Source organism: Streptomyces sp. NPDC008139 (assembly GCF_042957025.1).
GTDB lineage: Bacteria > Actinomycetota > Actinomycetes > Streptomycetales > Streptomycetaceae > Actinacidiphila.
Genome location: NZ_JBIBHM010000004.1, coordinates 151,014 through 165,506 on the forward strand (window position 1 = coordinate 151,014; position 14,493 = coordinate 165,506).

Below are 14,493 nucleotides of genomic sequence, written 5' to 3' on the forward strand. Positions count from 1 at the left end.
CTCCTTCTGTGAGGCTGAGGGCTAGATCAGGTACTGACAGATGCCGCGCGGCGTGTACTGGCCGTGACCGGCCCGGCCCACGTACGACCGGTCCTCGATCACGGGCACCCCGCGGGACAGCACGGTCTCGACCCGGCCGGTCGTCCGCTTGCCCTCGTAGGCGGAGTAGTCGACGTTCATGTGGTGGGTCTCGGCGGACATGACCTGCTCGGCGTGCGGGTCGTAGATCACCACGTCGGCGTCGGCGCCCGGCGCGATGGTGCCCTTGCGCGGGTAGAGGCCGAACATCCGGGCCGGGGTGGCGCAGGCGATCTCGATCCAGCGGCGGCGGCTGATGTGCCCGTCCACGACGCCCTGGTGGAGGAGGTCCATGCGGTTCTCCACGCCGGGCATGCCGTTGGGGATCTTGGAGAAGTCGCCGACGCCCATGTCCTTCTGCCCGGTGAAGCAGAACGGGCAGTGGTCGGTGGAGACCACCTGGAGGTCGTTGGTGCGCAGGCCCTGCCAGAGCGCGGCCTGGTGCTCGCGGGGGCGCAGCGGCGTACTGCACACGTACTTGGCGCCCTCGAAGCCGGGTTCGGCGAGGTTGTCGGTGGACAGGAACAGGTACTGCGGACAGGTCTCGCCGAAGACGTTGAGGCCCAGGTCGCGGGCGGCGGTGAGTTCGGCGACGGCCTGCTGCGCGGAGACGTGCACGATGTAGAGCGGGGCGCCGGCGACGCGGGCGAGCTGGATGGCGCGGTGGGTGGCCTCGGCCTCCAGCAGGGCGTGCCTGACCTCGCCGTGGTACCGGGGGTCGGTCTTCCCGGCTTCGAGGGCCTGCTGGACGAGGACGTCGATCGCGATGCCGTTCTCGGCGTGCATCATCGTCAGGCCGCCGTTGCCCGCGGCGCGCTGCATGGCGCGCAGGATCTGCCCGTCGTCGCTGTAGAAGACGCCGGGGTAGGCCATGAACATCTTGAAACTGGTCACGCCCTCCTCGACCAGGATGTCCATCTCCTTGAGCGAGTGCTCGTTCACGTCGGAGACGATCATGTGGAAGGCGTAGTCGATGGCGCACTGCGCGTCGGCCTTGGCGTGCCAGGCGTCGAGCCCCGAGCGGAGCGACGCGCCGACGCCCTGGATGGCGAAGTCGACGATGGTGGTGGTGCCGCCCCAGGCGGCGGCGCGGGTGCCGGTCTCGAAGGTGTCGGAGGCGGTGGTGCCGCCGAACGGCATCTCCATGTGGGTGTGCCCGTCGACGCCGCCGGGGATGACGTATTTCCCGGTGGCGTCGATGACGGTGTCGGCGGTCCAGCCCGCCGCGGTGTCGCTGTCGTGGGCGGCGAGGGCGGCGATCCTGCCGCCCTCGATCAGGACGTCGGCGTGCATCTCGTCGGCGGCGGTGATGACGAGGCCGCCGCGGATCACGGTACGGGTCGCGGTCACTGCGCAGTCCCTCCTTCGGATTCGCCCGGTGCCTGGTCCGCGAGTTCGCTCTGCGCCTGTTTCAGGGCCGTCTCCAGCAGGTCGGCGCCTTCCTCGGCCTCGGCGACGGTGAGCGAGAGCGGCGGGGCGATCCGCAGGACGTTCCCCGCGAGGCCGCCCTTGCCGATCAGCAGGCCGTGCGCGCGGGCCGCTTCGAGTACGGCGGAGGCCGCCGCGGGGGACGGGGTGTCGGTGCCCGGCTCGACCAGTTCGACGCCGAGCATCAGGCCGCGTCCGCGCACCTCGCGGACGATGCCCAGGCCGGCGGAGACGGCGGTGAGGCGGGCCTTGAGCAGGCCGCCGACCCGGCGGGCGTTGCCCTGGAGGTCGTGGTCGAGGAGGTAGGTGAGATTCGCCAGCGCTCCCGCGGTGGTGATCGGGCTGCCGCCGAAGGTGGAGATGGAGTTGGCGTTCAGGCAGTTCATCACGTCGGCGCGGGCCACCACACCGCCCATGGACATGCCGTTGCCGATGCCCTTGGCGAAGGTGAGGATGTCGGGCGCGCCGGAGCCGCTGTGCGCCTGCCAGCCCCAGAAGTTGTCGCCGGTACGGCCCCAGCCGGTCTGCACCTCGTCGGTGATCCACAGGATGCCGTGCCGGTCCAGAACCCGCTTGAAGGCGGCGAGCAGCCCGTCGGGGCCCGAGGTGAAGCCGCCGACGCCCTGGACGGGTTCGGCGATCAGCGCGGCGACCGTGCCGTTGGCCTGGCCGAGGATGTCCTCCAGGTCCGCGACGCACGCGGCGGTGAACTCGGCGTCCGTCAGATGCGCGTACGGCCCGCGGCTGCGCACCCCGCCGTGCACGTACAGCGTCTGGAGCGGGGACAGGCTGGTCGGCGACCAGGCGGTGTTGCCGGTGATGCCGATCGAGGTGAAGGAGCGGCCGTGGTAGCTGTTGCGCAGGGCCAGCACCTGGTTGGAGCGGCGGTAGGTGGTGGCCAGCAGCAGGGCCGTGTCGTTGGCCTCGGTGCCCGAGGTGGTGAAGAAGACCCGGGCGTCGGGGATGCCGGACAACCGGGCGATCCGCTCGGCCAGCTCCACGGCCTGACGGCTGAGGTAGAGCGTCGAGGAGTGCAGGATCTTCCCGGCCTGCTCGGCGACGGCCGCGGTGACCTCGGGCAGCGCGTGCGCGGTCATCGTGGTGAGGATGCCGCCGAAGAAGTCCAGGTAGCGGTTGCCCTCGGCATCCCAGACGTGGCGGCCCTCGCCGTGCGTCAGCTCGATCGGCCGGGCGTAGTACGTGGCCAGCCAGTCGGGCAGGACGGCGCGGTGGCGGGCGTGCAGCGCGGCGTGCGCGCTCTCGGTCGCGGTGGCCATCGCTCAGCCCTCCGTCAGGTCGCCGTAGGCGTCGGGCCTGCGGTCGCGGTAGAAGGCCCAGGTCTGCCGGACCTCGTCGATCAGGTCCAGGTCCAGGTCGCGGACCAGCAGTTCCTCCTTGGTGTCGGAGGCGGTGCCCTCCACGAACTGGCCGCGCGGGTCGACGAAGTAGCTGGTGCCGTAGAAGTCGTTGTCGCCGTACTCCTCGCGGCCGACCCGGTTGATCGCGGCGATGAAGTACTCGTTGGCGACGGCCGCCGCGGGCTGCTCCAGCTTCCACAGGTACGCCGACAGGCCGCGGCTGGTGGCCGACGGGTTGTAGACGATCTGGGCGCCCGCGAGGCCCAGGGCGCGCCAGCCCTCGGGGAAGTGGCGGTCGTAGCAGATGTAGACGCCGATCCGGCCGACTGCGGTCTCGAAGACCGGCCAGCCGAGGTTGCCCGGCTTGAAGTAGTACTTCTCCCAGAAGCCGTTGACCTGCGGGATGTGGTGCTTGCGGTACTTGCCGAGGACGGTGCCGTCCGCGTCGATCACGGCCGCGGTGTTGTAGTAGACGCCGGGCTGCTCGATCTCGAAGACCGGCACGACGATGACCATGCCGGTCTCGCGGGCCAGCGCCCGCATCCGCTGGACGGTCGGCCCGTCGGGGACGGGTTCCGCCCACCGGTAGTGCTCGGCCTCCTGGACCTGGCAGAAGTAGGGGGCGTTGAACACCTCCTGGAAGCCGATCACCTTCGCGCCCTGCGCGGCGGCGGCCCGGGCGTGTTCCTCGTGCTTCGCGATCATCGATTCCGTATCGCCGGTCCAGGTGGCCTGGACGAGCGCGGCACGCACGACATTGCTCATGAGCAGCTCCTCAGACGTGGCAGCTTCACGCCGGTAGTCCCGTTCTACGCCCGTAGATCCCAGCCGTGGGGAAGAACGTAGAAGCGCCCTACCCACTGTGGCAAGACCGCTACCGTTACCGGGCGAAGACGATCACGTTTCACCCTCGGGGAACCCGTTCGGCGGCGCGCGCCCGCGTCAGCCGCCCGTCAGGCCCGCCCGGCGCAGGGCGGCCGCGATGTCGCGGCGGCGGGACTTGGAGACGGCCTCCGCGGCGTCCAGGACGGGAGCGGCCAGGCCGGGGCGGGCTCTGACCACGGCCGCGGCGTCCTCGGGCGGACGCGCCCGGGCGAGCGTCCGCAGGAGTTCGCCCGCCTCCTCGTGGCGCCCCGCGTCGGCCAGGTCGCCCGCGATCGTGGCCAGGTCGGCGGGCGGGCGCGACGCGGCCTGGTGCAGGAGCGTGCGGCAGTCGCCGGTACGGCCCGCGGCGGCCAGTTCCGAGGCGGCTGCGGCCAGCGGGGCGCCGGGCAGCGCGGCGACCTCCCAGAGCAGGGTGGCCACATCGGCGGCCAGTTCGGTGCGCTCCAACTCCCTGAGCAGGTAGGGCAGTCGGGGCGCCGGGCCTTCCGCCGCCTCGCAGATGACGACGTAGGCGGCGCCGCTCTGGCCGGTACGGCGCAGCTCGCCGAGGCGCGCGGCCTCCTGCCGCGCCTCGGCCAGCCAGCGCGGGTCGACGGTGGGCCGCGCCTGGCGCGGTTCCGCGCTCTCCGGGGCGCCGGCGAAGCGCGCGCCGCGCGGGGTGGCGCGTACGGGTCCCTGGGCGGTCTCCGCCTGCGGGGCCGGGGCGGCGGGGGCGCCCGCGAAACGCGCGCCGCGCGGCACCGACCGCTCCAGGGGCGTTTCCTCGGCGCCGGGGGCCTCCTCGAAGGCCCCGGCGAAGCGTGCGCCGCGCGGGCGGAAGGCGCCCTTGGTGCGCGCGCCGGCCGCCTTGGCCGGCTGCGCCTGCGCGGCTTCCTCGGGGCGGGGGTCGCGGGCCCAGGAGGCGGTACGGGCGGCGGGCGCGGCGGGGTCGCGCTCGGGGGGCGAGGAGTGCTGGGCGGCGGGGTCGCCCTCTGGAGGCGGGGAGAGCTGGGCGGCGGGATGGCGCTCGGGGGGCGGGGAGGGCTGGGCGGCGGGGTCGCGCTCGGGGGGCGGGGAGGGCTGGGCGGCGGGGTCGCGCTCGGGGGGCGGGGAGAGCTGGGCGGCGGGATGACGCTCGGGGGCCGGAGACGGCTGGGCGGCGGGATGACGCTCGGGCGTCTGGCGGAACCAGTCGACGGCCGGGGGCGCGGCGAAGGCGGCCAGCCGGGCGCGGAGTTCGTCGCAGCGGGCGGCGGCCCGCTCACGGTCGTCGCGGGCCCAGGCGAGGATATTGGCGAGCCGGGCGGTGGCGGCTCCCGCCGGATCGGCGGGGGCCCGGTCGAGGGCGCGGGCCGCCTCGCGCTCGCGCAGCAGCGCCATGTCGCGGGCCCGCGAGGTCACTTCGAGCCGGAGGCGGAGCGCGCTCTCCGCGCCGGGCGCGGCGTCCCGCTCCGCGACGGCGGCGCGGTGCAGGACCCGGGCACGGGACACCTCCGCCTCGTCGAGCGGCGCCCGGACGGCGGCGGCCAGATCGTGCAGGACGGCTCCGACGACGTCCCAGGGCGGTATGTCCGCGCCGCCCTCGTAGGCGTGCGCGGCCTCCGGCTCACGCCCCGCGAACACCCCGTACCAGCCGGGACGGTCCCCGAGCGCCGCCACCATCGACCGGAAGTAGAACGTGAACTCCGTTGCCGCACCGGCCAGTTCCGTTGTCATCACACCCTCGCATCCGCCGCCCCCGCTCCCCGCGCCCGGTGGGCATTCGACACCCACAGTGTTACGGCGCTGCTACGGGGAGTTTTCAACGACGGACGATTTCGACAGTCAAACTTGCAAGTTTTCCTGTCGACGTCGTACGGTGCAACCATGCCCACTCAGGACCAGGCGCGGGTCGCCGACGAGCTGACCACGGTGATCGCGCAGCTCCAGCGCCGGTTGCGCACCGCGTCGGCCTCGGCGCAGGGCGCGCTCACGCCCTCGCAGGTCTCGGTGTTGGGGCGGATCGGCAGCGAGGGTCCGGCGACCACCGCCGCCCTGGCCCGCGCCGAGATCGTCCGGCCGCAGTCCATGCGGATGACGCTCGCGGCCCTGGAGGAACGCGGTCTCGTCGCCCGCTCGCCGCACCCCACCGACGGCCGTCAGGTCGTCTTCTCCCTCACCGAGGCAGGGGTCCGGCTGCGCGGCACCGGCCGCCGGGCCCGGCGCGGCTGGCTCGCCGAGGCGATCGGCACCGAGCTGTCCGCCGAGGACCAGCGGCGACTGACCGAGGCGCTCGGCATCCTCCAGCGCCTGGTCAAGGCGTGACCGCACAGCAAGAACCCCGCGACCGGACCAGCACGGCAACGCCGTTCACCGCACAGGGAGTTACCCGCATGACCGCCACAACGATCGACTCCCGCACCGCCCTTGTCGTCATCGACCTCCAGCGCGGCATCGTCGCGCTGCCCACCGCGCACCCGGCCCAGGAGATCGTCGCGCGCAGCGCGAAGCTGGCTGCCGCCTTCCGCGAGCGCGGGCTGCCGGTCGTGCTGGTGAACGTGGCAGGGGGCCCGCCAGGACGCAACGAGGGCCCGGCCATGAGCGGTTCGCTGCCCGCCGACTGGACGGAGCTGGTGGACGAACTGGATGTCCAGGACGGCGACATCAGGATCACCAAGCTCCAGTGGGGCGCCTTCTACGGCACCGCTCTCGACCTGGAGCTGCGCCGCCGCGGGGTCACGCAGATCGTGCTGGCCGGCATATCGACCAGCATCGGCGTCGAGTCCACCGCCCGCGCGGCGCACGAACACGGCTACCACGTGACGGTCGCCGCCGACGCGGTGACCGACACCGACGCCGAGTCGCACGCGCACGCGTTCGCCAAGATCTTCCCGCGGCTGGCCGAGACGGCGCGCACGGACGAGATCATCGCCCTGCTGCCCGCCGCCCCGGCCGCCTGAGCGGAGTAGCCGCGTCGAGGCAGGTCAGCGCGTAGGAACCACCACCAGCGCCGACCCGCCGCCGCGCCGTACCGGCTCCGCCGCGGCCAACCACCGGCCGTCGGAGAGCCGTTGCACACCGGTGGCGGCGCCGATCTCCGGATTCTGGGTGAAGTGCTGCCCGAGGGCTTCGAGTTGGGCCTTGAGCGGGCTGTCCCACAGGGCGGGTTCGAGTTCGGTCGCCGCCGCGTTGCGCTGACTGGCGCGCGGCGCGGCGATGGCGTCCACCAACGGCAGGCCCCGGTCGACGTGTTCGGTGAGCACCTGGAGCACGGTGGTGATGATGGTCGCGCCGCCGGGCGAGCCGACCGCGAAGTCCACCCGGCCGTTCTTCAGCACGATCGTCGGCGAGATCGACGAGCGGGGCCGCTTGCCGGGCCCCGGCAGGTTCGGGTCGTGCACGGCCGGACTGGCGGGCACGAAGGAGAAGTCCGTCAGCTCGTTGTTGAGCAGGAAGCCGCGGCCGGGCACGGTGATCGCGCTGCCGCCGGTCTGCTCGATGGTGAGGGTGTACGCGACGACGTTGCCCCACTTGTCGGCCACCGTCAGGTGCGTGGTGTTCTCGCCCTCGTAGGTGGTCGGCGCGGCCTTGCCGGTGGTGGCGCACGGGGTGGGGTGCGCCGGGTCGCCGGGCGGGAGCGGGCTGGTGAGCGCCGCGTCGTCCTTGATCAGGCAGGCGCGCGAGGCGGCGAAGCCCTTGGAGAGCAGCCCCGCGGTCGGCACCTGCTCGAACGCCGGGTCGCCGACCCAGCGGCCCCGGTCGGCGAAGGCGATCCGGCTGGCCTCGATGTAGTGGTGCAGATACTGCGCCTGTCCGGCGTGCGCCAGGTCGGTGTGCTCCAGGATGTTCAGCGCCTCGGCCACCGTGGTCCCGCCGGACGACGAGGGCGCGGGCCCGTACACGTCGAGGCCGCGATAGGACGTGTGCGTCGGCGCCTGGGTCTTGGCGTGGTACGCGGCCAGATCCGCGGCGGTCAGGTCACCGGTGCGCACCACGCGGGTGGACGCCGGGTCGACCGGGGGTTTGCGTACGGTCCTGACGATGTCCGCGCCGATGTCCCCGCGGTAGATCGCGTTGATCCCCTTGCGGCCCAACTCCTTGTACGTGGCCGCCAGTTGGGGGTTGCGCAGAGTGGAGCCGACCGCCGGGGGCCGTCCGCCGGGCAGGAAGAGCGCGGCGGTGGCGGGGAAGTCCTTGAAGCGGTCCTGGTTCGCCGCGGTCTGGGAGTTGAAGGTCGCGTCCACGGTGAAGCCGTCGCGGGCGATCCGCTCCGCGGGCTTGAGGACGTCGCCGAGCGAACGGCTGCCCCAGGAGTCCAGGGCGGTCTGCCAGGTGGCGGCGGTGCCGGGCACGCCGACACCGCGCCCGCTGGTGACCGCGTCGGCGAAGGCGAGCGGCTGGCCGTTTTCGACGAAGAGCTGGTCGGTGGCGCTGCGCGGGGCGGTCTCGCGGCCGTCGATGGTGGAGACCTTGTGCTGCCGCGCGTCGTAGTAGACGAAGTAGCCGCCTCCGCCGATGCCCGAGGAGTACGGCTCGGTCACGCCGAGCGCGGCGGCGGTGGCGACGGCCGCGTCCACGGCGTTGCCGCCGCGCCGCAGCACCTCGATGCCGGCGGCCGACGCGTCGGCGTCCACGCTGGCGACCGCTCCCCCGTAGCCGACGGCCAGCGGGGTCTTGGCCGCGGAGCCGGGCGGATGCGCGGGGCCGCCGTGCCGGGCGGGCGCCGCGGCGGTGACCGCCGCCACCGCCGCGGTGACGGCGAGCGCGGCGACCGCGCGTACGGCGGTCCTGCGGACGCGGGACCCGCGGACGGCCGTACGGGACGCGCCCGGACCGCCGTCCGGTCCGCTGTCCGAACGCGTGCCCGCGGCCCTGTCCCGAGCGCCGCCGGGGCTGCCGCCCGGACCGCTACGGAGACCGGTGTCGCCACCACTGCTGTCACTTGTGCGTCGCATTGCGGAGTCCTCCACTCAACGGGCGTCCCGGAAGAGTAACTTCACCTCTCCTGTCCCGTCAGGACCGCGTATCCCCGCGGTGGGTCGAACACCGCTACGATGCCGCGCCATGAGCGACGACCTCCGCAATCTCGTCCTGGGCCTGGTGGCCCTCGCTATCGGGGCCGCCCTGGGCTGGTTCGCGCGCACCTACCTGCTCAGCCGCAGGCTCCAGCGCAAGCAGCGCTTCTTCGGCCTGCCGAAGGACTCCGAGTGCCTGCTGGTGGTGCCGCGCGACCCCGGCTCGCGGGGCTGGAGCCTGGCAAGGCACGACGCCTTCGCGCTGCTGGAACTGGCCGCGGTGATCAAGGAGTGCGGGGCGCACGCCGAGGTGCTGGCGCACGACACGGCCTGGCAGGGCTTCGGCGCGCGCACCGAATTCTGCATAGGCGGCCCGGCCGCCAACCTCCGGCTGGCCGCGCATCTGCGCTCGATGCTGCCGGGCGTCGAGATCGACACCGACCCGGCGCCTGGTCCCGAGCAGGGCGCGATCAGCGTCGGCGGCGAGACGTACCTGATGGAGAAGGGCGCCGTCGAGTACGTGCTGCTGGCCCGGCTGGCCGCCGCCCGCGACTCGGGCAACGACCGCCCGGTCTTCCTCTCCTCCGGCCAGCGCGGCATCGCCAACCAGGCCGCCGTCCGCTATCTGGCCAGGCACCAGGTGCGGCTGGCCCGCAAGCACGGCGCCGACGCGACCTTCTGCCTGCTGCTGAAGGTGGTCAATTCGCAGGCGTACGGCTCCGACGTGGTGGAGCTGGTCGCGGACGTCACCAAGGCCGCGACGACGGCGCCGAAGGCGCCCAAGGGCGGCAAGGTCAGCCCGCCAGACCGATCACCAGCCACATGAGGGACGCTCCGCCGACCGTGCACAGCAGCGTCGAGGTCGACGGGTGCGGGCTGTGCGCCTCGGGGAGGATGTCCGAGGTCGCCAGGTAGAGCAGGAAACCGGCGAAGAAGCCGAGGTAGAGGCCGAGGACACCGGCCGGGATGGTGAAGGCGAGGGTGACCGCGGCGCCCGCCACCGGCGCCAGCGCGTCGGCGCCGAGCAGCAGCCGCGCCCTGCTGTGGTCGTTCCCGTACATCCGGGTGATCGTGTACGTGTTGAAGCCGTCCGCGAAGTCGTGCGAGACGACCGCGATGGCCACCACGATGCCGACGGTGCTGCCCGCCTGGAAGGCCGCGCCGATCGCGAAGCCGTCCATGACGCTGTGCCCGACGAGCGCGGCGCCCGCGGTGAGGCCGATGCCCTTGACCGGGGCGTGGGCGTGCCCGTGGCCGTGCGCGTGCGGCGCGTACTCGCCCTCGTGCGCCCGGTGGATCGCCACCGACCGCTCGACGATGTGCAGGGCCAGGAAGCCGGCGACGAACATCAGCAGCGCGGCGGGGACGCCGAAGACGTCCCGCGGCTGCATGTCCAGCGCCTCGGGCAGCAGGTCGAAGCCGACGACGCCCAGCATCAGACCGGCCGCGAGGCCGAGGACGAGGTGCCTGCGGTCGCCGATGCGCTGGGCGACGAACCCGCCCACCAAGGTCATCGCGAACGCGCACGCGGCTATCAGGACCGGCATGAGGTCATGATCCATGACGCCCGGCGCGCCCGCGACTCAGGGGTACCCCTGAGCCTTACCGACCGTGACCGGCGCGGTGTCCCGTCCCGACCGTCCTCAGCACCGCTTGGGCCATCGACTGCTCGCCCTTGGCGTTCGGGTGCGCGGGCGCGGCGGGTGACGCCGGGGCCAGCGGCTCGATCCAGCGGTCGGCGGGCGCCTTGCACATGTCGTGCCCGACGGTCGGCTTGTACGTGTCGACGTAGCGCGCCCCGCCGAGCAGTGCCTCGACCCGCAGCATCGCGTTGAGCTTCTTCTCCACGTCCCTCAGATACGGGAAGTCCCCGGCCGCGAAGGGCACGGACGGGAAGCAGCCCACGCCGTCGTCGGGCAGCAGGTCGGGGTAGCCGACCAGGACGACCTCCGCGTGCGGCGCCCTGCTGTGGACCGCGCGCAGCACCTGGGCGATCTTGGGGGCCGTCTGGAGGATGGTCACGGTGAGCTGGTCGACGCCCGTGGCCCGGTAGTGGTCCTTGCACGGGCTGCCCGTGACGTCGGTGACGCTCAGCCCCGCGCAGGTGGCGATGATCGGCCCGAAGCCGACGTCGTTGCCACCGATCTGCACGGTGACCAGCGTCGTGTCCCGGTGGACGGCGTCGAGCTGCGGGCCGTTGGTGCCCTGCGGCTTCCACATCTCGGCGGTGGTGGCGCCGCCGCAACTCACGTCGGTGAACGACGCGAAGACGTTCGCGTCGTTCACCAGCGACGGGTAATTGCGGTCGGAGCGCGCGCAGTTGGCGTCGACCTGGGTGGGGATGGCCGGGCCTGAGGTGTACGAGTCCCCGAGCGCGACATAGTGGACGGCCGGTGCCGGGTGCCCGTGCGAGGGCGGGCGGCCTCCTGAGTGGGCCGCCGCGGGCGAGACGGTGGCGGCGGTGAGCGCGAGCGCCCCGCCGAGGGCCGCGGCCACGGTGACGGCGGTGCGCCTGCCGGACGTCCTGCCCCGTACGCTCCCGGCCGCGGTGAACCTGTCGCCGGTGGTGCCGTTTCCGTTGCCCAGACCTGCGGCCATCGAGCCCTCCCCTGGTGTCGTCATTGACGATGATCAGGCTCGGGTGTGCCGCCATCGCTGTCAATGGCCCGTCGCTCCCGCGTCGTTCGGGCTTCACGTTCCGTTCCGGCGTCGGTGATGTCGAGGAACACCCGGTCGGCGGTGATCCACTTGGCGTGGATGTCGCGCCGGATGCGCAGGCTGACCTCCTCGACCCGCTCGCTGTCCAGGCCGGCCACCAGGTCGATCCTGGCGGCCACCAGGGTGGAGTCCAGGCCGAGCCGCATGGTCAGCAGTTCCTCGACGGTGTCGATCTCCGTCTGCCCCAGGAGCAGTTCGCGGATGCCGTCGCGCAGTTCGGCGTCGACCGAGACGCCGATGAGCTGGTGGTGGGCGGTGCGGCCGAGGGTGAACGCGACGACCATCAGCAGGGCGCCGATCGCCATCGAGGCGATGGCCTCGCCCAGCGCGTTGCCGGTCGTCATGTGGACGACCATGCCGGCGGCGGCGAACAGCACACCGATCACGGCGGTGCTGTCCTCGGCCAGGACCGTCCGCAGCGCCGGGTCGTCGGCGCCCTCGTCGGACCGGCGCGCCTGGACCACCGCCTTGAGCAGCGAACCGCCCTCGGCGAGCAGCGCGATCAGCAGGACGGCCAGACCCGCCACGTATCCGCTGCGGGACTCGTCCTCCGTGCCGCCGAGCGCGTGAATGCCCTGGTAGAAGGAGAAGCAGCCGCCGAGCACGAAGATGCCGACGGCGGCGAGCAGCGACCAGAAGTAGCGTTCCTTGCCGTAGCCGAAGGGGTGGTCGCTGTCGGGGGCGCGGCGGCTGCGGCGCAGCGACAGCAGCAGAAAGACCTCGTTGAGGCTGTCCGCCACCGAGTGCGCGGCCTCCGAGAGCAGCGCGGGCGATCCGGAGAAGAGGCCCGCGGCCGTCTTCGCGGCGGCGATCACCAGGTTGGCGCCGAGCGCGACGAGCACCGCGCCCTTGGTGCCCTCGTCGCGCTCGCCGCCGGCGTCGTCCGCGCCGGGCTTCGGCGGTCCGGACGCCGCACGACCGGTGTCCGTGTCACCGGTGTCCGTACCGCTCACCTCCGTAGCGCCGGTCTCCGTACCGCCTGCCTCCGTGTCGCCGGTCGCAGTCTCGCCCCTTCCGGTGTGCCCGGAAGGCCCCGGGTCGTCGCCGGTCAGGTTCTGGTCGGTGCTGGTCAGGGTGGGCTCTCCACTCATTCGTGCGTGTGCCCGATCAGCGTCCGGGCCGCGGCGGCGATGGCGTCGGCGTCGATGCCCGCCGCGTGGAGCTGTTCCTCGGGGGTGGCGGAGCCGGGCATGGTGTGGACGGCCAGGCGGGTGAGCAGCGGCATCGGGTGGCCGTTGCCGAAGGACTCCAGGACCGCGTCGGCCAGGCCGCCCTCCGGGTGGTGGTCCTCGACGGTGACGAAGCGGCCGGTGTCCCGCGCGGCGGCGCGCAGCGCCTGGGTGTCGACGGGCTTGACCGAGTAGAGGTCGAGCACGCGGGCGCGGATGCCGTCGGCGACGAGCCGGTCGGCGGCGGCCAGCGCCTGGTGCAGGGTGACGCCCGCGCCGATGAGGGTGACCTGGTCCTCGGGGTGCTCGCGCAGCAGCTTGCTGCCGCCGATCGGGAAGTCCTCCTCGGGCCCGTAGATCACCGGGGTGGCCCCGCGGGTGGCGCGCAGATAGCCGACGCCGGTGCGGTCGGCCAGCGCGGCGACGAGCTTGGCCGTCTGGTTGGCGTCGCAGGGGTACAGCACGGTGCTGCCGTGCACCGCGCGCATCATCGCCAGGTCCTCCAGCGCCATCTGCGACGGGCCGTCCTCGCCGATCGCGACGCCCGCGTGCGTGCCGACGACGTTGAGGTCGGAGCGGCTGACCGCGGCCATCCGCAGGAAGTCGTGCGCGCGGGTCAGGAACGCGGCGAAGGTGGCCGCGTACGGAGTCCAGCCGCGTACGCCGAAGCCGACCGCGGCGCCGATGAGCTGCTGCTCGGCGATGTAGCACTCCACGTACCGCTCGGGGTGCTCCTTGGAGAACAGCTCGGCCTTGGTGGAGTCGCCGACCTCGCCGTCCAGGACCACGACGTCCTCGCGCCGGGTGCCGAGCGCGGCCAGCGCCTCACCGAAGGCGGTACGAGTGGCCACGTCCTCGCCGATCCGGTACTCCGGCAGCGCGGCGGCCGGGTCCCCGCCGCGCTCGCGGCGCTCGGCGTGCGGCGGGCGCCGTACGTGGACCCGCAGGTCGCGTACGCCGCCGAGCTCGCGGATCGCGGCCTCGGCGTCCGGCAGCGGCTTGCCGTGCATGCCCTCGCGGTCCTCGACGGCCGCGACGCCGCGGCCCTTGCGGGTCCTGGCGATGATCGCGGTGGGCGCGCCGCGGTTGGTGCGCGCGGTGGTCATCGCCTCGTCCACGGCGGCGATGTCGTGGCCGTCGATCTCGACGGTGTTCCAGCCGAAGGCGCGGATACGGCGGGTGTAGGCGCCCAGGTCCCAGCCGTGCCGGGTGGGGCCGCGCTGGCCGAGCCGGTTGACGTCGAGGATCGCGGTGAGATTGTCGAGCCCTTCCATGCCGGCGTGCTCGAACGCCTCCCACACCGAGCCCTCGGCCAGCTCGCTGTCCCCGCACAGCACCCAGGTGCGGTACGGCAGGTGTTCCAGGCGCTTGGCGGACATCGCGACGCCGACGCCGATCGGCAGCCCCTGGCCGAGCGATCCGGTGGCGACGTCGACCCAGGGCAGCCGGGGCGTGGGGTGGCCCTCCATGCGGCTGCCGAGCTTCCTGAAGGTCAGCAGTTCCTCGTCGGTGATCGCGCCCGCGGCCTTGTAGGCGGCGTAGAGCAGCGGTGAGGCGTGGCCCTTGGACAGGATCAGGTGGTCGTTGCCGGGGTGGTCGGGGCGGTCGAAGTCATAGCGCAGATGGCGGGCGAAGAGGACGGCGGCCAGATCGGCCGCGGACATCGACGACGTGGGGTGGCCGGACCCGGCGGCGTCGGCGGCGCGTACCGCGTCCACCCGCAACTGCTGGGCGAGTTCGGTGAGCTCGGCTGTGTCGACCGGTTCGGTGTCGTGCGTGGTGACGTCGTTCATGGCGGCGTCTCTCCCTTCGTGGCGTGGTGGCCGCCTCGTGCCGCCACCCGCTCCCGTGTGTGCCGCTCTTCCTGCTCTCCCCCGCTTTCGG

Annotated in this window: 12 protein-coding genes; 3 read left to right on the forward strand and 9 right to left on the reverse strand. The window is 73.1% G+C overall.

Annotated elements, in window-relative coordinates; genetic code table 11:
- Positions 1 to 21: 21 nt before the first annotated feature.
- The 4 genes from hydA to ACFZBB_RS09640 all read right to left on the reverse strand — a co-directional run bounded on the left by hydA (position 22) and on the right by ACFZBB_RS09640 (position 5,444).
- Positions 22 to 1,428 (reverse strand): dihydropyrimidinase, encoded by a 1,407-nt coding sequence (gene hydA / locus ACFZBB_RS09625; RefSeq protein ID WP_355339110.1) that lies wholly within the window; start codon positions 1,426 to 1,428, stop codon positions 22 to 24.
- Positions 1,425 to 2,783, reverse strand: coding sequence for an aminotransferase class III-fold pyridoxal phosphate-dependent enzyme (locus ACFZBB_RS09630; RefSeq protein ID WP_391119590.1), 1,359 nt, complete (start codon positions 2,781 to 2,783; stop codon positions 1,425 to 1,427). Before ACFZBB_RS09630 ends, hydA begins: the two co-directional genes overlap by 4 nt.
- 3 nt (positions 2,784 to 2,786) lie before the next feature.
- On the reverse strand, positions 2,787 to 3,629 hold the full coding sequence (locus ACFZBB_RS09635; RefSeq protein WP_355339104.1) for a nitrilase-related carbon-nitrogen hydrolase: 843 nt from the start codon (positions 3,627 to 3,629) through the stop codon (positions 2,787 to 2,789).
- A gap of 177 nt (positions 3,630 to 3,806) precedes the next feature.
- Positions 3,807 to 5,444, reverse strand: coding sequence for a hypothetical protein (locus ACFZBB_RS09640; protein WP_391119592.1), 1,638 nt, complete (start codon positions 5,442 to 5,444; stop codon positions 3,807 to 3,809).
- A gap of 150 nt (positions 5,445 to 5,594) precedes the next feature.
- Here ACFZBB_RS09640 and ACFZBB_RS09645 point away from each other — a divergent pair, with 150 nt between their 5' ends.
- Together ACFZBB_RS09645 and ACFZBB_RS09650 are read left to right on the forward strand one after the other, a co-directional pair.
- On the forward strand, positions 5,595 to 6,032 hold the full coding sequence (locus ACFZBB_RS09645; RefSeq protein ID WP_391049525.1) for a MarR family transcriptional regulator: 438 nt from the start codon (positions 5,595 to 5,597) through the stop codon (positions 6,030 to 6,032).
- Between the two features lie 68 nt (positions 6,033 to 6,100).
- Positions 6,101 to 6,667, forward strand: coding sequence for an isochorismatase family protein (locus ACFZBB_RS09650; protein ID WP_391119594.1), 567 nt, complete (start codon positions 6,101 to 6,103; stop codon positions 6,665 to 6,667).
- A 24-nt stretch (positions 6,668 to 6,691) separates the two neighbouring features.
- Here ACFZBB_RS09650 and ggt read toward each other — a convergent pair whose 3' ends face one another.
- Positions 6,692 to 8,662, reverse strand: a complete 1,971-nt coding sequence (gene ggt / locus ACFZBB_RS09655) for a gamma-glutamyltransferase (RefSeq protein WP_391119596.1) — start codon at positions 8,660 to 8,662, stop codon at positions 6,692 to 6,694.
- A 109-nt stretch (positions 8,663 to 8,771) separates the two neighbouring features.
- Here ggt and ACFZBB_RS09660 point away from each other — a divergent pair, with 109 nt between their 5' ends.
- Positions 8,772 to 9,548: a hypothetical protein gene (locus tag ACFZBB_RS09660; RefSeq protein ID WP_391119598.1), complete on the forward strand. Its 777-nt coding sequence runs from the start codon at positions 8,772 to 8,774 to the stop codon at positions 9,546 to 9,548.
- On the opposite strand, the gene ACFZBB_RS09665 is transcribed toward ACFZBB_RS09660, so the two are convergent.
- Genes ACFZBB_RS09665 through ACFZBB_RS09680 form a run of 4 tightly spaced genes read right to left on the reverse strand, consistent with a single transcriptional unit; the run spans position 9,517 to position 14,402 of the window.
- The gene (locus ACFZBB_RS09665) at positions 9,517 to 10,269 is read right to left on the reverse strand and encodes a ZIP family metal transporter (protein ID WP_355339086.1); all 753 of its coding nucleotides are present in this window, start codon (positions 10,267 to 10,269) and stop codon (positions 9,517 to 9,519) included. The genes ACFZBB_RS09660 and ACFZBB_RS09665 overlap by 32 nt on opposite strands.
- Before the next feature lie 55 nt (positions 10,270 to 10,324).
- The gene (locus ACFZBB_RS09670; protein ID WP_391119600.1) at positions 10,325 to 11,320 is read right to left on the reverse strand and encodes a GDSL-type esterase/lipase family protein; all 996 of its coding nucleotides are present in this window, start codon (positions 11,318 to 11,320) and stop codon (positions 10,325 to 10,327) included.
- 20 nt (positions 11,321 to 11,340) lie between these two features.
- Positions 11,341 to 12,531, reverse strand: coding sequence for a cation diffusion facilitator family transporter (locus ACFZBB_RS09675; protein ID WP_391119602.1), 1,191 nt, complete (start codon positions 12,529 to 12,531; stop codon positions 11,341 to 11,343).
- On the reverse strand, positions 12,528 to 14,402 hold the full coding sequence (locus ACFZBB_RS09680; RefSeq protein ID WP_391119604.1) for a transketolase: 1,875 nt from the start codon (positions 14,400 to 14,402) through the stop codon (positions 12,528 to 12,530). Before ACFZBB_RS09680 ends, ACFZBB_RS09675 begins: the two co-directional genes overlap by 4 nt.
- Positions 14,403 to 14,493: the final 91 nt, after the last annotated feature.